The sequence below is a fragment of the Planctomicrobium limosum genome, assembly GCF_051465645.1.
Taxonomy (GTDB): domain Bacteria; phylum Planctomycetota; class Planctomycetia; order Planctomycetales; family Planctomycetaceae; genus Planctomicrobium.
The window spans coordinates 1511364-1529609 of sequence record NZ_CP195790.1; the positions used below are offsets into that span (position 1 = coordinate 1511364).

Annotated in this window: 19 protein-coding genes and 1 pseudogene; 15 read left to right on the forward strand and 5 right to left on the reverse strand. The window is 54.1% G+C overall.

Translation table 11 applies throughout. The features are described 5' to 3' along the window. The first annotated feature begins 30 nt into the window (after positions 1-30). Complete coding sequence (locus tag SH527x_RS05690; protein WP_437193688.1) at positions 31-1536, forward strand: TolC family protein; 1506 nt, start codon at positions 31-33, stop codon at positions 1534-1536. A 188-nt stretch (positions 1537-1724) separates the two neighbouring features. Then, positions 1725-3200 carry a PP2C family protein-serine/threonine phosphatase gene (locus SH527x_RS05695; protein WP_437193689.1) on the forward strand — a complete coding sequence of 492 codons (1476 nt, stop codon included), beginning with the start codon at positions 1725-1727 and terminating at the stop codon, positions 3198-3200. 733 nt (positions 3201-3933) lie between these two features. Here the strand turns inward: SH527x_RS05695 and SH527x_RS05700 are convergent. The 3 genes from SH527x_RS05700 to SH527x_RS05710 all read right to left on the reverse strand — a co-directional run bounded on the left by SH527x_RS05700 (position 3934) and on the right by SH527x_RS05710 (position 6180). Continuing rightward, positions 3934-5084, reverse strand: a protein-coding gene (locus tag SH527x_RS05700) for an IS3 family transposase (protein WP_437191278.1) whose coding sequence is annotated in 2 segments (ribosomal slippage) — positions 3934-4817 and positions 4817-5084 — 1152 coding nt in all. Because the reading frame shifts where the segments join, the coding sequence is not laid out codon by codon here. A 128-nt stretch (positions 5085-5212) separates the two neighbouring features. Then, positions 5213-5785, reverse strand: coding sequence for a hypothetical protein (locus tag SH527x_RS05705; protein ID WP_437193690.1), 573 nt, complete (start codon positions 5783-5785; stop codon positions 5213-5215). Continuing rightward, positions 5782-6180, reverse strand: a complete 399-nt coding sequence (locus SH527x_RS05710; RefSeq protein ID WP_437193691.1) for a BlaI/MecI/CopY family transcriptional regulator — start codon at positions 6178-6180, stop codon at positions 5782-5784. Before SH527x_RS05710 ends, SH527x_RS05705 begins: the two co-directional genes overlap by 4 nt. 651 nt (positions 6181-6831) lie before the next feature. Between SH527x_RS05710 and SH527x_RS05715 the strand changes: the two genes are divergently transcribed. Further along, the gene (locus SH527x_RS05715) at positions 6832-7125 is read left to right on the forward strand and encodes a hypothetical protein (protein WP_437193692.1); all 294 of its coding nucleotides are present in this window, start codon (positions 6832-6834) and stop codon (positions 7123-7125) included. 71 nt (positions 7126-7196) lie between these two features. Here SH527x_RS05715 and SH527x_RS05720 read toward each other — a convergent pair whose 3' ends face one another. Continuing rightward, the gene (locus SH527x_RS05720) at positions 7197-7385 is read right to left on the reverse strand and encodes a hypothetical protein (protein ID WP_437193693.1); all 189 of its coding nucleotides are present in this window, start codon (positions 7383-7385) and stop codon (positions 7197-7199) included. 40 nt (positions 7386-7425) lie between these two features. Between SH527x_RS05720 and SH527x_RS05725 the strand changes: the two genes are divergently transcribed. From SH527x_RS05725 to SH527x_RS05770, 10 genes and pseudogenes are all read left to right on the forward strand, one after another. Further along, positions 7426-7590 carry a hypothetical protein gene (locus tag SH527x_RS05725; RefSeq protein ID WP_437193694.1) on the forward strand — a complete coding sequence of 55 codons (165 nt, stop codon included), beginning with the start codon at positions 7426-7428 and terminating at the stop codon, positions 7588-7590. Positions 7591-7713: 123 nt separating this feature from the next. Next, positions 7714-7956: a MoaD/ThiS family protein gene (locus tag SH527x_RS05730; RefSeq protein WP_437193695.1), complete on the forward strand. Its 243-nt coding sequence runs from the start codon at positions 7714-7716 to the stop codon at positions 7954-7956. A gap of 119 nt (positions 7957-8075) precedes the next feature. Then, positions 8076-9152 (forward strand): hypothetical protein, encoded by a 1077-nt coding sequence (locus SH527x_RS05735; RefSeq protein WP_437193696.1) that lies wholly within the window; start codon positions 8076-8078, stop codon positions 9150-9152. A gap of 73 nt (positions 9153-9225) precedes the next feature. Further along, positions 9226-9675 carry a hypothetical protein gene (locus tag SH527x_RS05740; RefSeq protein ID WP_437193697.1) on the forward strand — a complete coding sequence of 150 codons (450 nt, stop codon included), beginning with the start codon at positions 9226-9228 and terminating at the stop codon, positions 9673-9675. An 84-nt stretch (positions 9676-9759) separates the two neighbouring features. Further along, on the forward strand, positions 9760-10410 hold the full coding sequence (locus SH527x_RS05745) for a ThiF family adenylyltransferase (protein ID WP_437193698.1): 651 nt from the start codon (positions 9760-9762) through the stop codon (positions 10408-10410). Between the two features lie 282 nt (positions 10411-10692). Further along, a complete protein-coding gene (locus SH527x_RS05750; RefSeq protein ID WP_437193699.1) occupies positions 10693-11823 on the forward strand; it encodes a hypothetical protein in 1131 nt (376 codons plus the stop codon). Positions 11824-12169: 346 nt separating this feature from the next. Then, on the forward strand, positions 12170-12442 hold the full coding sequence (locus SH527x_RS05755) for a hypothetical protein (RefSeq protein WP_437193700.1): 273 nt from the start codon (positions 12170-12172) through the stop codon (positions 12440-12442). Positions 12443-12460: 18 nt separating this feature from the next. Continuing rightward, on the forward strand, positions 12461-13675 hold the full coding sequence (locus tag SH527x_RS05760) for a tyrosine-type recombinase/integrase (RefSeq protein ID WP_437191161.1): 1215 nt from the start codon (positions 12461-12463) through the stop codon (positions 13673-13675). A gap of 210 nt (positions 13676-13885) precedes the next feature. Then, positions 13886-14194 (forward strand): annotated as a pseudogene (locus SH527x_RS05765) (AAA family ATPase); the annotation flags it as partial. A 90-nt stretch (positions 14195-14284) separates the two neighbouring features. Continuing rightward, positions 14285-14998, forward strand: a complete 714-nt coding sequence (locus tag SH527x_RS05770; protein WP_437194590.1) for a hypothetical protein — start codon at positions 14285-14287, stop codon at positions 14996-14998. A 154-nt stretch (positions 14999-15152) separates the two neighbouring features. Here the strand turns inward: SH527x_RS05770 and SH527x_RS05775 are convergent, their stop codons facing one another. Continuing rightward, positions 15153-16634 carry a helix-turn-helix domain-containing protein gene (locus SH527x_RS05775; RefSeq protein WP_437193701.1) on the reverse strand — a complete coding sequence of 494 codons (1482 nt, stop codon included), beginning with the start codon at positions 16632-16634 and terminating at the stop codon, positions 15153-15155. 702 nt (positions 16635-17336) lie between these two features. On the opposite strand from SH527x_RS05775, the gene SH527x_RS05780 reads away from it, so the two are divergent. Both SH527x_RS05780 and SH527x_RS05785 read left to right on the forward strand, forming a co-directional pair. After that, a complete protein-coding gene (locus tag SH527x_RS05780; protein ID WP_437193702.1) occupies positions 17337-17504 on the forward strand; it encodes a hypothetical protein in 168 nt (55 codons plus the stop codon). Next, the gene (locus SH527x_RS05785) at positions 17485-18135 is read left to right on the forward strand and encodes a hypothetical protein (protein ID WP_437193703.1); all 651 of its coding nucleotides are present in this window, start codon (positions 17485-17487) and stop codon (positions 18133-18135) included. The genes SH527x_RS05780 and SH527x_RS05785 overlap by 20 nt, the downstream gene beginning before the upstream one ends. Positions 18136-18246 lie beyond the last annotated feature (111 nt).

The following is an 18246-nucleotide window of genomic DNA, read 5'->3' on the forward strand; positions in this document are numbered from 1 at the left end:
AAATCCGATCAATTGCCAGGCAACAGAATAATGAGTGCGTCAGAGCAGAGATCAACAGATTCTGTTGAAGATGTATTTTCGCAACAGCACAACAGAGATGGTGCCCCGGAAGTTCATACGACCAATCGGTTCGCGGTCGCGACCTTGGAATCAACTCCTGAAACAGAAGCTTCAGTTAACGAGATCAGCGGCATCACTCAGGTCGATGGCGAGAATCTTCTAGTCGAGGCATCGACACCAGAGTTCAGTTCAAACTCGGTGCTGACATTAGATGACCTGAAACAGATCGCATTGGCGAACAACCCGACCTTGCCGCAGGCAAGTTCGGAGATTGAAAAAGAACGAGGTGTTTGGCAACAGGTGGGTCTTTACCCAAACCCCACTGTGGGTTACCTGAATTCCTCAAGCTCCAGAAATGGAGAGTCTCAGGTGAATGGTGTACTTGCACAGCAAACGTTCATAACTGCAGGTAAACTTGAAAAGGCCCGTGCAGCACAGTCCTTTGGAGTTCAAGATGCACTGTGGGAACAGGAGGCGCAAAAGCACCGAATCCTCAACGATGTGCAGTTGCGATACTTTGACGTACTTGCAGCCCAGGAACAAATTCAAATTGCCGTTGAACTCTCTGGTCTTTCGCAACAAGTTCTGGAGGCCGCTCACAAACTTTACAATGGCGGGCAAGTGCCGAAAACGGATGTTCTTCAAGCTGAGATTCAACGTCAGCAAATCGACGTTGCGCACAAGAATGCGCAGGTCGAATATCAATCAGCATGGAATCGATTGGCGGCGATTATCGGCTGTCCGGAAATGGTCGCTGTTCCACTGGCAGAGCCGCCCGCAGACTTACCGAATTTTGACCTTGAATCTGAGTGGCAACGCCTGCTCGCAGAGAGTCCTCAATTGAAAGGAGTTCAATCGCAGGTTGGGTTAGCACGTGCGCAGTGGACGGCAGCCAGTGCAGCACCGATCCCGGACGTGACCGTACAGGTGGTAAGCCAATATGACTCTATTGGCGGATACGGTACATTCAGTAGCCTTATCGCCCTGCCCTTACCGATTTACAATCGAAATCAGGGAGGGATTCATAACGCAGCTCACGAGTACTCTCGTTCTCAACTGGAGGTGCAGCGTGTCTGTCTGGTTCTGCGTGATCAACTTGTCACTTCATACGGAAACTACATGCTTGCCAAAAACCAGTCTGAGAAGTTGAGAACCGAGGTTCTTCCAAGAATCAAAGAGAATCTGGAACTAACTCTAGTTGGATATCAGCAAGGAGAATATGGGTACTTGGCTGTTTTGAATGCACAACAAAGCTCCTACAACGAACACCTAAACTATATCAACGCAGTCACGCAGGCGCGACATTTGGCCGTCAGCATCGAAGGTTTGCAACTGAGCGGTGGACTTAACCCCGCAGAAATCGGAACAGCAATTCAGGATGTTGGAACTGGTGGAAGATTGCAAGCTGTTCAGGCACAACAGAACAGAGACAATGCATCGAGCCTTGGCACATTTGCTCCGGCAGCCATGAATTGAGTTATCACCTTCATGCACGCTGCAGAATCAACAGTCGTCACACGTTCCCGATCTGCCTGAAGACAGTAGTTTACAAAAGGCAGGCCGGTGAATGTTGAGAGACGTCGGCAGATCTTCCTGGAGGCGTTTTCGCAGCGACCAACCGACGGCCATCATTACGGATACGACAGAATAGAGATCTTGCCCGTATGGACATTCTTCGCTGCATATTACACAAGATTCGTGGCTGGCCGCTTGGCGTCCATCTACTGCTCGCAGTAAACGTTCCACTGGGAGTCCTTCTGGCTGTGCTGCTTGTATTTGAGTACCAGAATCGAATGGATCAGGCTGTTACTGAAAAGGAGGCAAGTCTGGCCGACGAAGCGGTTGCAGTCCATCAAGCTGTATTGCAGCTGACGCAGGCAAATTCGAAAAGCACCCTGCATTCAACGGCAGAGTTTATTGAACAGGTTTGCTGGAAAATGCAGAGTGGCCGTTCTCCAGGGCACACAATTGTGGTGAGTCATGGAGGTGAAATCCTGCATAGCCATGGGGCGGATCACGGCCACACGACAATCGATGCAGAGCAGGAACTCATCCAGGCATTTCTTGCGGGACGGTCTCAGATTTTCTGGCAAAGTGAAGCAGTGGTTTTGGGAGGGTATCGTGAAAATGACACCATTGTCGTGATCGCAGAACTTGCGACAAACATTCGACGCCTCGCACGATCTGAATCGATGTGGCATCTGGCTGGCTTGATGAGCCTGTCTTTTCTGGCTGCTCTGATTGTGGGCGTCGTACTATGGCAACTCATTCGCAAACCGATCCGAGAGATGTCGATAACGGTAGACGCGGTGGCAAACGGAAGTTTCGGAGTTCCGTTGAGTCTCCCGGTTGGCCGCGAGCTTCAGGTTTTAGCGAATTCCTTCAATCTTATGAGCGAGTCGCTTGCTGCGAACGAAAGTCAACGCAGGCTACAAATGGAACAGGCGCGAGAAATCCAGCAGCACCTTCTCCCCAATGACGTGAAGATCCCGGGACTGTCGATCTGTCCCTATTTTCAACCTGCTGAAGATGTCGCAGGTGACTATTACGACATCATACCGCTATCCAACGGCTCGTGGCTAATCCTCGTTGCTGATGTGGCAGGACACGGCATCCCTGCCGCAATGGCGGCGACGATTCTCAAATCATTGATTATATGCGCGTCACTCTCTCACGAGTCTCCCACAGAGATTTTGACTCAGGTCAACCAACAGTTTGCATCGCTGCTTCCGAGTGGCCGGTTCGTAACGTTAATTTTAGGGGTGTGGCATCCTGCTTCCCGTCGGATGACTTACGTGAACTCTGGACACCCGGCGGGACTGATCTGGAGTCCAATTCGTGGGTTTCGCGAACTCGCAGCCACTGGAATGCCAATCGGTATCATCAGTGATGATGTCTCATTCGAAGCTGGAGAGTTGGAAATCGTTTCTGAAGACCGTTTGGTTTGGTTTACGGACGGGTTGATTGAGGCATTCTCGCCGGATGGGGAATTGTTCGGTATGAACCGTTTGAGGGATCTGATTGCTCAGAACGGAATGAAAGATCCCGAACACATACAGAAAGAGATCCTAACCGCTGTCAAAGAATTCGCCGCGAATGAAGCATTCAAAGATGACCTTACGTTTCTTGTGATTGGCTGACCGACCAAGGGATTCCGATGACTCTCTCCAATGGTTGTCTTCGCGAGAACTTGATCCTGTTTGCTCAGCATTTTGAAGAGGCGTCGATTTCGATGTTCCAGAAACGCTCCCAACTGGTCCGAATTCCGGGATCCACTGCAAGGAGCACCGCCTGATGCACCTCCTCCGGCTTGCCAGGCCCTGTTTGCGGATGCTGGCTACGATGCTGAGTAGGTACATCCGTTCTGTCGGGAAGAATGGCAGTTGGAGAGGGTGAAGCCTGCCGTCCATCACAACGATGGTGGTCTGAATGGCAAGTATCGTTCCGAGATGACGGCGGAAATATTCAACGAAAAAGGGATACGGTCGTCGCCGGCTGGTGGAATCGTATATGAGTGGACTCAAATACACGACCGGAGGAGTGTTATCGGCCCACAGTTAACGGCCTCCACTCTGAGGTGTTAGGTCAAACACAGCAATCCAATGGCCTTTCAACAGGGGGATATAGCCTCTCTTTGTCAATTGTGGAATGAAATTCGGTATATGCGAGAATTGCTTATGAGTTTGCGGTAAAATGGCTGATCGATCTGCCGTTTTGGAATTCGCCCCTCGGCTTCAATCGATTTGTTTCGTGCTCAGGAAAGTGGCGAAGTGCTAGATCATCAACTTTAGGAGATCCCCTAATGTCCGCGTCCACAAAAACAGTCCTCATAGCTGGTGGAGTTTCCCACGAATGGTGGGCGCTGGAAGGTGGTTATGCGGCCTCTGCGAACTGGACTGGGGTTTGATAGTTCAAGGCGGAGTGTCTGCGGATCCGGTTGTAGAACACTTCGATGTATTCAAACAGGCTCGCTCGAGCCTCTGCTCGGGTCTGATACTGCTCGTGATGCACCAATTCTTTCTTCAAGGTGGCGAAGAACGATTCCATCGGTGCATTATCATAACAGTTGCCTTTGCGACTCATTGAACACGTGATGCCATGTTCCTTGAGCAGTCTCTGGTAATGCTCACTCGCATACTGCACGCCACGGTCGGAGTGAGCCAGCAGTTCTTCTCCTGGACATTGACGAGCAATCGCCATTTCCAGAGCGTCGACCACCAGACGGCTGTCGATCTTCGCCGACATCGACCAGCCCACGATCTGTCGAGTGAATAAATCCTCCACGGCCGCCAGATATAACCAGCCTTCCTTCGTCGCCACGTAGGTGATGTCAGTAGTCCAGGTCTGATTCTGACCTGATGGCTGAAAGTCTCGATTCACAATGTTGGAAGCCACGGGATGAGCATGGTTGGAATCGGTCGTCCTCACACGGAACTTGCGATGCGATTTGGCTTGAATCCCAGCATTCCGCATGTATTTTGCCACGGTCTTGCGGTTGCAGCGATGACCTTGAGCAAGCAGTTCGGCATGCACTCGGGGGGAACCGTATGTTCGCCGACTGGTCTCGTGAACTTCACGAATCCGCTCCGTCAGCTCCGCACGACGCACAGCTGTGATGCCCTCTTCACGAGAGCACCAGGCATAGAACCCGCTTCGTGAAACTTGCAGCACACAACATTGCACCGAAACCGGCCACTGCTCACGATGATCGTCAATAAAGGAGTATCTCACTTGAGCTCCTTCGCGAAGAATGTGGCAGCTTTTTTTAAGATGTCCCTCTCCATCTTGAGCCGAGCATTCTCCTCCCGCAGACGTCGATTCTCTTCCTCCAGAGGAGCCAGTTGCCCCTTGCCAGGAAATGCCTGTTCTCCTTGAGACTCCAGTCGCCGCTGCCATTTGCGAATCGTGCTGGGATCAATCTCCAGACGCCGAGCCACTTCGGCTTGTGAAAGACCTTCACGCTGCATCAGCTGCAACGCGTCACGCTTGAACTCCGCTGTGAAAATACGACGACTCTGCGACATGCAATGCTCTCCTCACTGGGAATCATAAGGGCTTAACCCAGCGCCCACCATTCGTGGGAAACTCCAGTTCCCAGCACGCAAGGCCCCATCGCCTGAAGCGACGCGATCAGACTCACCCGCCGACGAATTCACATCCGGCTTTTCAGCGTATGGAGTAACTCGACGACAGCCGGATCGCGGATCAGGTCCCCACGCCTCCATGTGGCCGCTGCGGATCGATGACGCACGCAACGCAGCAGGCAGAAAACAACCCCCAACGCCCAAGCCCCAACGAACAAGGGACTGAACTGATCGAGCTGATTGAATATCCATTCCTGCCAGCGAGGCGGTTTTGTGACGCCCCTCTGTCCCGGCCGCGTGTCAGCAACGTTGTCATAGACTGGCGGAATGCCGAGGGGAGGAGCTGTCAAGATTGTTGGATCGCTCTCCTGAATGTCTACCGCCCTCTCTCCTATTGTTGCAGCGGTCAACGTTCCCGCTGGAAGACGGAGGATGGACCATGTCACCAGAACTCCGAGCGCCATGCCGATCAGGCACCCCAAGCTGGCTGAATATCGGAGGTTCGGTTTTGAACGTGGAATCAAAGTCAGTACGATCGCGAGCACCAGGCTCCAGAGCATCCCTTGCCAAAGCGAATGGAGCAGTGACCAGTAGAGAGAGCCTGCGGCGGGGCTGGAGAACCAGATCATTAACGAAGTCATTGTTCGTCTCCGTTCTTGCCAGCCTCTTTCGCAGCCTGACTGATGACTTTACGGATTTGCTTCAAATCCTCCGCTGAAATCTCAGTGGCATTCATCAGAGCCTGCACCACCTTGGCCGGGCTTCCGGAGAAAAGGTGGTTAAGCATTGTCTTCAACACTGGTTGAACGACTTCCTCATGAGTGACCAGCGGGCGGTAAATATGAGTCAGCCCTTCCCGGCGATGCGTCACCAGTTTCTTCCGTTCCATGCCCTGCAAAATTGTCAGCACGGTCGTGTAGGCACGTTCCTTACCGTCCGGCAGAAGCGGCAACAGATCCCGCACGCTGAGCGGCCCCTGCTCCCACAGCACTCCCAGCACCTGCAACTCCAATTCGGACGGCTTCGCAGCTTTCAATTTCCCTCTCCTACTATTAACCCAGTAGATACTACCGTAACAGTAGAGCGAATCTCAAGCAAGCACGAAGTTAGAGAAGTTCTCTCTCACTGCGATGATCGACATTGCCTCAACCCACACAACCAACGACGTTCCTACAGGGACCTGATGATTCAGAATCGGACAACATTCGACAGAGACAAACCATGACGGTTCAACTCGTTCACACTCACTTTTTCCCAGACAGTGAATTTTATTCCCGGGATTAAATTTGCGTTCGACAAGCAGCCCGCGTGCCCATGCAGTGCTTTGTTGGTAACCGGTCATTTCCGTGGGGAACGAGCGCTAAATATCGGGCTCATGGGTGTCATAATACATGATGTAGGAATGAGAAGAAAAAAGAGAAATAGGAATTGAAGTGCCGTTGGCCGGCACATGGAGCAGCATCTGGGCGGCCTTGTGGTATGCCTCCGCTGCTCCGTCTGCGTCGCGCTAAATTCAGGGCCTAAACGTGTCATAATACATGATGCGAATATCATTGCATCGAGAGTGTCCATAAGCATCCCGTTCACCCCGGCAGAGAGGACTAATCAACGTCCTGTCTGCCGGGGTCTTTTTCTGGGATGCACCGGCTCGTCTGTTCCCTCTGCCTGCTGCTTGAAAGGCCCCACCATGCCCCCTGATTCCACTGCTGTCCGTGCCCCCCGATTCCCGTTAGGTCAGATCGTCGGTACTCCCGGCGTTCTGGAGATGCTCACCCCTGCCGAGGTCCAGCACGCTCTGACCCGGCATCAGTGTGGTGACTGGGGAGACTGCGACCCGGCTGATGCCGCCGCCAATGATCAGTCGCTCCTCGACAATGAGCGGTTACTGTCGGTCTACCACTCCGCTGCCGGTGTCCGCTTCTGGATCATCACCGAAGCGGATCGCTCTGTCACCACCCTGCTCCTGCCTGAGGAGTACTGAAGGTGTTCGAAGTCCCTGCTGCATGTCACGACTCCCCGCCTGGGGAGTTTTTTGTTGCGCTCACCTCACTTTCACAAGGAACTTGTCTCATGCGTCAACGTGATCTCAACCGCTCCATCGCCCGTACCACCGGAGAGAGCGTCACCACCATCTCCCGGATGGGCTTCGTCCCGCTGCTGCCGGAACCGAGCCAGCGGGAACCCCGGTTCCTCGACTGGGATCAGCTGGAACTGCTCCGGAATGGAGGGGCTCTTGCTCATCGCCCGTTCCGGTACCGCCGCTCCTGACCAGAAAGGACCTATGTCCGCTCGACAGAAATTGAATGTCGCCACGGTGAACGGCTGCCTGCTGGTGGCCGGAACAGTGGCCTATCTCGCCGAATCCTGGACGCTGTTCGCAGGCCTGCTGCTCCTCCTGCTGCTGAGTGCCATTGGCACCGGCGGCATCCGCTTCCGGCGTCACTAAGAGCAGCTTGCTCGACCGGGTGCCCGCACTGCGGCCGTTTCGATTGAAGACACGCAACTCGCCGCGTGGCGGAAGCGTGTCTTCCCAATCCCCTTGCCCCGTTCTTTTGAAGAAAGCCCGCTCATGAAGATCCTGTTTCTCAACAACGATGGCGGCGGTTTCGCCGACCACATCGACATTGCTCCGCAGACCACGCTCGCCCAGTTGTTCTCCGATCGTCTCCCCCATGCCTCTCCAGGCGATTACCTGATTCGCGTCAACCGTCAGCCGGCCCCCGCGGACTATGTCCTGCAGCCCGGCGACCGCGTCTCCCTCACCCCCACCCGCATCGAAGGGGCCCTGTCGGGTTTGGCTCAGCACGCGTGAGAGCCGGGAGGGCGACTCTGACGGGAGGTCCTCCCGGCAGGATTCATTGACGAACCTCTGAAACGCGACAGCCGGTCAATGACCGGCTGTCTTCATTCGTCCAGAAAGGAAATCGTTTCATGTCTAAAACCCAGCACACTCGCCTGCGGGTGGCGTGTGCCTTGCACCAGCACTACGCACACGGTTCCCGCGAACCCACCGCTCCCGATCCTCCCACCGAGCACTGGCAGCGACTCGAGACGCTCTGGCGTCAGCTGCAACTCTGTGAACGGCGGTCCCTGCCGGCCACTCAGAAACAGCTTCAGGAACATTACCTGCAGACACTCGAGATGCTCGGCTCCCGCTGTCGGGCGCTGGTTGCTCTCAGTCAGACTTCACTCCGCTCCCCACCTCCCCCACTGCGGTCGCTGTACGAAGAACTGGTGGCGCTGGAGCAGGAGTTCCCCGAAGTCCGTTATGACCTCGCTGCAACGACTGTGAGCATCATCACCGAGCCGGTGATCCTTGATGGCGTCGAACTGGGCCCCTTCGAGATCCGCCTCGACTGGACCCAACTGTCCCTCACTCACCCCTACGAAGTTCTGGCACTGGAACCGCATCCTGCCGGAGACTCCCCCGGAACCACCCATCCGCATGTCCATGACCGCATCCTCTGTGAAGGGGAGGCCCGCGAAGCGATCCGGCTCGCGCTCGATCAGGGACGACTGGGAGATGTCGGTCTCCTGATCAACCAGGTACTGCACACCTACAACCCCGGCAGTGCCTACACCAAGCTCGCCGACTGGGAAGGGGTCCCCTGCGCCGACTGCGGCGGTCCCTGCCCGGCCGAAGACCTCACGTCCTGCGTGGGGTGTGAGCAGAGCTCCTGTCCGGACTGCCTCACCTCCTGTCGGGAGTGTGGGGACTCTCTCTGCACTGCCTGCGAACAACGCTGCACCGACTGTCAGGAACCGCACTGTGCGGGGTGCCTGGAATCGTGTGCCGACTGTGGCCAAGAAGTCTGTCCTTCCTGTCGGACGGACGCTCTCTGCGGCCCTTGCCATGACCTGCAACAGGATCCTGAAGATGACGAAACAGACCTTCCGTACCAAACGCCTGCTCCGCCGCCACCTCCGTCGGCCCCGGGGGAGACGGTCCCCCCGCCCGACCCTGACCTTCACCCCCACCGCCTGGGCCAAACTCCACTGCCTGCGTGATCTCGGACCGACAGAAGTCGGAGGCTTCGGGATCACGGACCCTGACCAGAGTCTCTGTGTCCAAGACATCCAGTTGGTGCAGCAGCGGTGCACCAGCGTCACCGTCAAGTTCGACGACACCGCTGTCGCCGAGTTCTTTGAGGCTCAGGTCGACCAGGGACGCCGTCCCGACCAGTTCGGCCGGATCTGGATCCACACCCATCCCGGTGACTGTCCGCGGCCCAGCACCGTCGACCGGCGCACGTTCCAACGCTGCTTCGGGCGCTGTGACTGGGCGGTGATGTTCATCCTTGCCCGGGGAGGGGCCACCTTCGCCGAGTTGCACTGGCAACGGGGAGGTCCCGCCCGACTCCCGCTGCAGGTTGCAGTGGATTTCACGCGTCCCTTCCCGGCAGCGGACTTCCCGCAGTGGGAACGGGAGTACTGCGACGCCGTGCAGGAAGAGGAATTGTTCCTCGACAGACCAGAACCGCCGTTCGAGGAGTTCTTCACGAACGACCTGTTCGAAACCGCTGCGATTTGATTCCTTCACATCACTCACTCATTGCCGCCTCATCTGGGAGAATTCTCTCCTGGATGAGGCGGTCTGCATTTGGAAAGGCCTCTCATGACAGATCGTTTCCTGCGGCAGCAGGATCTGGTCCCCCTCACCCGACTCCAGTGCCTCAGTCTCACCGTCATCGGGGTCGGTGCCATTGGCCGGCAGGTCGCCCTGCAACTGGCCGCCAGCGGTGCCCGCCGCATCCAGCTGATCGATCCCGATCACGTGGAACCCACCAACATCACCACGCAGGGGTATTTCCAGGAAGATCTGGGATCTCTCAAAGTCGATGCCACCGCCGCCCTCCTCTGGCGGATCGATCCCCAGCTCCATGTCGAGACGGTGGCCGATCGCTTCCGCTCCCGTCAGGAGACCGGCACCGTCGTCTTCTGCTGCGTCGATTCGATCAGCGCCCGCGCGGCCATCTGGCGGAGCCGCCAGCATCAGCTCGAATACTGGGGCGATGGCCGTATGCTCGGAGAAGTCCTGCGAATCCTCATCGCCACAGACGAGTCCTCCCGACAGCACTATGCCACCACTCTGTTCCCCCAGGCTCAGGCCCAGTCCGGCAGCTGCACCTCCCGCAGCACGATCTACTGCGCCAGCCTCGCGGCCGCCCTCCTGCTCCACCAGTTCACAAGATGGCTCAGACACCTCCCCAACGACCACGACCTCACCCTCAACCTCCTCGCCAGTGAACTGACTATTGGGGATTAGATCCATGAGCCCCATAATTGAATAGATACCGAGGTAGGAGAGAACGGAGTCAAACCCCCCGTCATCAACCGGGGGTATCATCAATCAGAGAAGCCCCCTCGGATTTGATCGCCACCACTTCGAATCAACCTGAATGAAACAGACTGCCACATTGAAAACTCATCCACAAGTTGAGGCGAAGCGGTTCAACATCGAGGTACTCAATGACGTGAACAACAATCATTCATCATCGCCCAATACTCCCATTACTTTTGCGCAACCAGTGGCAGGAACTCCCTGAATATGAGTGAACCGTTGCTCTCTGAATCGTGGCTCGTTCCCCGTCCTTCCGAATTCGTCGAACGATTAATTCCTCAGTTTCGCTGGGAGTTCACCCGCCGCCATCCGTACTATCTGATGACCTGGAAGCAAGCAACGCGACCTCCGGAATTCGCAACCCCATACGAGAAACTCGCGTTTGAATCTGCTCAGATGTTGTTGCAGTTAATTGGAGTGCATTACGAGCCAATCGATCCAAGTCTTGGATATGACCAGCTCGGATTGGATTCCCTTCCAATGAAATCACCGTGGATAAAGGGGGCTGTCTCCCAAATACAGGTCCGTGGAGTCGTGGCAGTTCTCGCCAGGCAACTACCCAGGGATACTAAAATTGCAGTGATCCAGCTCCTACAGAAATCGCTCGACGTAGATTTTCACAATGCCTCACAGGAATACGAACTTCTAACGGAGATCCTCAATGGGGAACATCCTAACTTTCAGAACGTATTCGGGGAGCAATTTGTCATGATCAACCCAGAGGCCCCTCTCCGAGCGATCACTGACGCGGTGGGACAGATCGCACGCCAATACAAACAGACCCACCAATTGGCAGAACAACGACAGCAAACCGAAAAGTTTCAAGATTACCTCGAAGTGTGGGATCTTCGCGAAGGTTGGAAAGGTGGTGGGTATGCCAATGAGAACGAGAAGCGTTTCGCAGAAATTGCGAAGATACTGAGGCGACCACTCCAGACAGTATCCAACCAATACCAGGCAGCGTTCAAGCAAATCTCAGGTAAGGAATATACCCCAGATGTGTGGTATCGAATCATGGGAGCATACAAGTTCGCTGGGCGATTAGGAGGTAAGGTTTTACGTGTCTCAAGCAGACGGCCAATCAGGAGAAAATCATGCAATCCAATTCCCGAGACTCTGTTCACATCCAAATACGACAACCGGACACCCCCCACCGCAAATATCGCCGTGCGAGACGCACGTGAGCTTCATGAGCTGCTCATCGATGTCCAAGATCTAATCCATAAAGGATGGGATGATAGTGCGATCATTGAGGAACTCGAACTGTCTCCCAAAGACGAAGCACGAGAACTCATTCAAAACATTCGTCAAGACCCTCGAGTAACTGATGAGCTTTGACATCGATAGGGAAAATTTTAAAACGCAATTTTGGAACACCGAGGCGATCTCGAAGTCGAAAGCAAGGAATGATGGGATTTTCCAAGATTCATCCTTTGCCCCGATATCGCTCCCCCGTTTTCTTCGCACATCTGAGAGGTAACGCGGAAAACGACTCGTGAAGTGCATCCCTCCGGACTTAAGTGGCAGGGCACACCGGCCACTTAAGTATTTCCGCTGGAATGGGATACGAGATGTACGCCAACGGATGTCTTCCATCGCAAGAAATCGCTCCCAAATAACGTAATCGCTAATTGAGAAGGCGGAATAAGTGTAAGGACACCACTCACACTTTGGATCGCCGCCCATGATTTTTTCAGAGTCGCATGTCGACTGCATCAGTGTCAACGACTTCGCCGCGCGCGTCGGTTTTTCGGTGCCGACAATTCGCCGTCGCATCAAAGACGGCTCAATTCGCATCTGCCAACCCGGTGGGCCTGGAACTCGCCTGTCAATTCCGCTCTCAGAACTGACGCGTCTCCTCGCGCAAATTCCCGACGCTGCAACGGCGACTAAAACGCGTCCCTCCTCCCATAAGCCGATCGCCGGACCAGCTCCGAAATGGAAGCAACGCAACTAGAAATCGTGAAAGTGCTCAATGCCAAAACCTCGAAAAAAGGAACTGCTCCGCTGCCGTTATTTCAGCTGGTTGTTAGGCCAGCGGAACGGTGTTTATTTCGCGGACGGGCGATCGAATCATCCCCCGCTCGGCCGACATTCCTTGTCGACACGAGAACGATCTGAAGCCCTGACCGCCCTAGAAGAGCTGGATGTAGTCAAAGCCGTCGAGCACGGACTCGCCGAGCGGCATCTGCTCTCCACTCTCGCACAAGAAAAACTTTCATTAGAGGCAGGGAGAACCCTCTATGAACAGCACGTAAAGCGGCCACGCATCGCAGGAGGTCCCGGAAAAACAACAGCCAAGCGATACCGGGCGGTCTTCGACAAATTTCTGCCTTTTGCCAGTCGGAACCACATTGAGACATGGAATGAAGTCACAGCGAAAACGTTAAACAGCTATGCAGCCTGGCTGAGTGATCAAGGTTATGCGTACGCGACTCAGTATTTGGAACTCAACACTCTCAAACAGGTCATAAAGTACCTCGTCGAGGAAAAACATCTGCCCCAGCCTTGCCTGTTCAAATATCCATTAAGGAAGGCTGATGGAACGCAAACCTACTGTTGGCGACTAGCGGAGGTCCAGGCGATGGTGGATCATTGCGCTGAAAATCCGGAGTTGAACTGGCTTGGCCATACGCTGATTGCTCTAGCGTGTACCGGACTTCGGATCTCAGAGTTGGCGTCGCTCCGATGGTCGGATATTAATCTCGAAGCGAACATGATCACGCTGACAGATGAAACTGGCAAAGCGACACGTGATTTGCGTGGGGAACGTCGGACAACCAAATCGGGCCACGGTAGGTCTCTGCCGATACATCAGGAACTCTTGCCAATCTTGATGAACCTCCCACGACGGGCCGATCAGCGCGTTTTTCACGGTCCACTGGGCGGCAAACTCAAACCCGATACGCTAAGACAAATTCTGATCCGCGATGTGCTGACCCCATTGGCGCCACAATTTCCAAGTCCTGTGAACGAAAAGGGATTCATGGACGGACGACTCCATTCGTTCCGTCATTATTTTTGTTCCAAGTGTGCGAATGACGGGATCGCCGAGCAAGTCGTCATGGCATGGGTCGGCCACCAAGACAGCGATATGGTCAGACGCTACTATCATTTACATAATGAAGAGTCACACCGCCAAATGAGTCGTGTGCAACTCGTCAAATCACCAGGCTCGCGTGAGTCCTGAAGTGTTCCCGTTCGATACCAGAGGAGACACATCTTCCTCAATGAAGGCCTATGAGGAACTCTTGAAGATCTCGCCTCTGTCTCACGACCTTAACACGCTGATTGGCACAATCATTGGCACAGTCGACTGTGCCAATGAAAAAAGCCTCCGCAAGTTCTTATTTGATAAGAACTTGCGGAGGCTAATCGTCAACAAGCGGAGAGACCGGGATTCCCATTGATTCGCCTCGACATCGGAACTCTTCTGGAATCTTCACGAGGCGGATCTGAACAGAATCTGCGCGATGTTTTACAACTTCTTGAAACCATTGCTCCAGCTGTCCTGTGGCTGGAAGAAATCGACAAGGCGTTTGCCGGGTTCGATGATGAGGCCAGCACGGACAGCACTTTGTCGCGACTCGTCGGACGCTTCCTGACTTGGTTGCAGGAACACTCGGCACCTGTCTTCGTTGTTGCAACAGCCAACAACATCTCCCGACTCCCTCCTGAAATGCTGCGTCGCGGACGCTTCGACGATCTCTTCTTCGTTGATCTGCCAAACTACTACGAACGTCTGGAGATCTTCCGAATTCATCTCGCCAAGCGTGGGTGGAAGCCAGACAAGTTCGATATCGAAGAACTTGCAGAAGAGAGCAACGGATATAGTGGCGCTGAAATTGAAGAGATCGTGAATTCTGCAGTCATTGAAGCGCACGCATTAAATCGGGTTCCGACTCAGCAAGACCTGGAACAGGCGAAAGAGCGAACAGTCCCGCTCTCGGTCACGATGGAGGATGAAATCTTCCATCTCAGGGAATGGGCGCGCACTCGTTGTCGTCCGGCCACTCAGGACTTCCGTATCATGCAAGTCATGGAGGAAGAGCAAAGAAAAGGTGAGGTCATCGACCTGATCGAGACAGAGCTTCCACGCTGGCAACAGTTGGCAGAGCACGGACAGGTGCAAGCAGCAATCTACTCATTCATTGAGTCAAACGACAACGTTCCCTGGGCGACGCTGCTTAAAGAGTTCGAACCATATCTCGAAACTCGTGGCGAGTACGGTCTCGTCATTCGCTCCAACCCAAAAATTGTCCTTTGCGTTCGCTTGAGTCGCGATATGGCCGACATGATCGCAGAATACCTCGACGGGCGGCGCATCTATCTGCACCCCACGACAACCGAGATGATTCCCGAATCAGCCAGACCATCGCTTCCAGCGATTGAAGAGTTGCCGGAAGAAAGTGTGAAATCCCCGGTCTGGATGCCGACCATATTTCGCATCCTTCCACATCCTGGAAAAAGCAGTCAACTCGCCAAAGTCGCTAGAATTCGGATGGGAAGATAGGCTCCTGAAGAACCAAATTTGCGTCAGGCAATTCGGCTTCGCAACGCCCTCGACTCATTCATTCAAACATAAAAGCCTTCGCGAACGACAACTGTCACTCACGAAGGCTTTTTACTCTTATCTCACCTGAAGTCCGCAATCAGCAGGGACTTCGTTAGCTCTTGAACTGTCCGCCGATCATCTCAACGAGTTTTCCGCTCACTGGATTGAGCTGATTCGATGTCGCGGTGTGTTTCACCAGATCGATCATCACGGCTCCGCAAACCAGCAACATTAAACTGGCTACAACCAACCCGATAAACATTCCGGTTCCCCATTCGGCTTCCACAGGAGCAAGACGCCCCACGCCTGACTGAGCAAAGCCGGTGTCGTCACTTCCTTCGAAAGCGTCTCCACCTTCGAAGACATCGAGATCTTGATCATCGTCGAAGCCTTCCGACTCCAGATCGAGGTCAGCTTCTTCAAAATGATCAGTTGAATCTGTGACTTCGTCATCAAGCGTAAAGACATCGTCGCTACCGCTATGAATGTCCATCACGCCAGTCACGTCTGCATCGGACGAATCAAACCCGTCGTCGAGTGCAGGAATCTCGAAGTTCGTCTGATCACCATCATCCCCCCCCATGATATCCATCATCGGGAGAGTACCTCGGTTACGGTCATCCGACTGTGAAACGCCACTTCCATGAAGTGAAATTCCGCTGTCGATCGCTTCGAGGGAGATCCCGCTTTCTCCGGCATCGAGAGAGATTCCACTCTCATCATCCAGAGCGAGAGTCAATCCGGAATCTTCATCATCGTTCAGATCGAGACCGATGCCGCTGTCGCTTGGGCCGGCCAGAGAAATTCCGCTTTCCCCAAGCAGAATCGAACTGCCACCGCCAAGCGAAATACCAGACTCGTCATCGAGCACAGATGCGCTCGGTCCAGAGTCCGGGTTGAAGTCAATTGCGAGTGCGTCGTCGTCATCAAGAAGACTGACGTCACTTGGAATGTCGGCATAATTGCCAACCAGCCGAACATCGCTGTCGCTTTTTTGAAGATCGGCGATCGGAAAATCGCTATCAGTCTTGCTGTCTGGAACCAGCATCGAAGTTTCAAGCCCGGTATCTTCGGCGCTCAGTTTGACATCACTGTCACTGCCTGGCAGAGAGAGTTTGACGTCGCTGTCACTATCAGGGCGGACCAGTTTGACATCGCTATCGCTTCCGCCTGTCAAAATCGGAATCTCTGGGTCGGTCTGAAGTGGACCGTCAGCGTTTCGCAATTTGATGTCGCTGTCAGTTCCCGTTCCTGACTCTTGTCCACGCGAGCCAACGAGGCGAACGTCACTATCACTCCCTGATCGAACCGCATCATCATTCAGCAGATTGCTGTCCGATGGCCCACGTGTTTCGCGACGGATGACCGTTGGCTGCTCACCAACGCCAGGAGCCGGGTCGTACAGCGGGACTTCAGGGCTTGAATCCGCCTGACGACGACGAGCAAGAGCATCGACGTCATCTTGCTTGAATTTCCAGGTGCCGCGGTCAGCAAACCCACGAATTTCACCCTTTTCACGGAGACGTACGAGTTCTTCCTGAGGCATTCCAAGGAGTTGAGCCGCTTCGTCCAAGCTCAGATATTTTTTGGTCATCGTCCCCAGGCTCCGGTCACGTCACACGTTGATTGGGATGAATTGCGAATCTCGTAATTGCTGCGAACGAGACATCCATGTCCCCACGTTGCTCGCGAGAGAAGCCCCTCGAGCCGTATCCGTCTCCATCGACGGACCCGTGAACGCAAACGAAGAAATGTCAAAAAGATCAGACATTGCCGACTATCCCGATCGTGTGGAATCTCTGTGAGATCCCCCTACCGACCGGAATGAACATCATTTCTTACCTGAATTCTACGCATGTTCGAGCCATACGCAACCGGCAGAACTGGCCGACATGAGAAACTCGGTCGTCTCGTCGTCAAATCTTCTGCCTTTTCGGACTAATAGTACAAACTGGTCGTTGCATGTCCGTTAAATTTTACGGAATCGATCAACTCGACAGAATCGGAAAGCCGATGAATCTCATGTGAATATGCGCAGTGGAAATTCTGCGTTCTATCTTCTGAGGTTCCGCTCTATGTTTCGATCCCTTCCACATCTCCTCCTGCTTGCCAGTCTTGCCTGTACCACTTCAGGGTGTATGGGAATAATGGGTGGGGGTGGACTTCTGAACGCACCGTTCCCTGACTGCGTCGACAGTTGCGGTCAAGAGCCGGGAGTCGGGAACGGCGGCCTGATTGATCAATTTCGGGCACATCGGATCCAGAAAATGCAAGCTCGTCGTGACCGGATGACGGGATGTCGAAACTGCTACGCCCATCAGGTTTCCGCTCCAGCCGGGGATTGCGGTTCCAGAATAATGGATTGTGGATCTTCAATAATGGACTGCGGTTCGAGTTACATCGACTGCGGATCAAGCCACTGCGGAATGCCGCTGAATTGCGGGATGCCAATGACAATGGGTGACGACGTTGTCTACAACGGCATGGAAATGGACGGTCAGATGATGGGCGGTGGTCCATACTTCGACGGAATGAATTCCGGAAGCGATTGTGAGACCTGCCAGAATCAAGGCAACTTCTCTGGCATGATGGGCAGCCAGATGAAATACGGTCAGCCGATGATGTACGGCGACCAGCAGTCAACAATGATGCCGACTCCGGCTTATCAGATGGACGCCCCTGCACCTCCATCAGCGAATCCGACACCTGCCCGATCAATGGCACCATACGATCCAAATGCCAAAGAAGAGTATCTGGCTCCTCGCGTCGGTCCTCAGTCCAACATGTATTACCGGAACGGAATGCAGTCCTATTCTGGAATGATGCCGCAACAGCAAATGATGATGCAGCCTCAGATGATGATGCCACAACAAATGATGCAGCCACAAATGATGCCGGGCGGGATGGTTCAAGGAAACATGATGCAGGGGAATGTCATGCAAACCAGCGGCATGATGACTCCACAAATGATGCCACAGCAGGTCCCTCAGCAGATGATGCAACCAATGCAATATCAGCCACAATCCCAGATGCAGCAGCAGATGAACTTCCCAGTTCAACAGGCAGCAGGCGTCCCGGCAATTCAAGCATTCTAAGACCGGATCTGACTGTTAGCATTCGACGAATGACTTCGACAGTCAACCGTCAAGCAAGACAGACGCGGCTTCAATTCGAAAATCAAAAAGGCCGAGCGACACATATGAGTC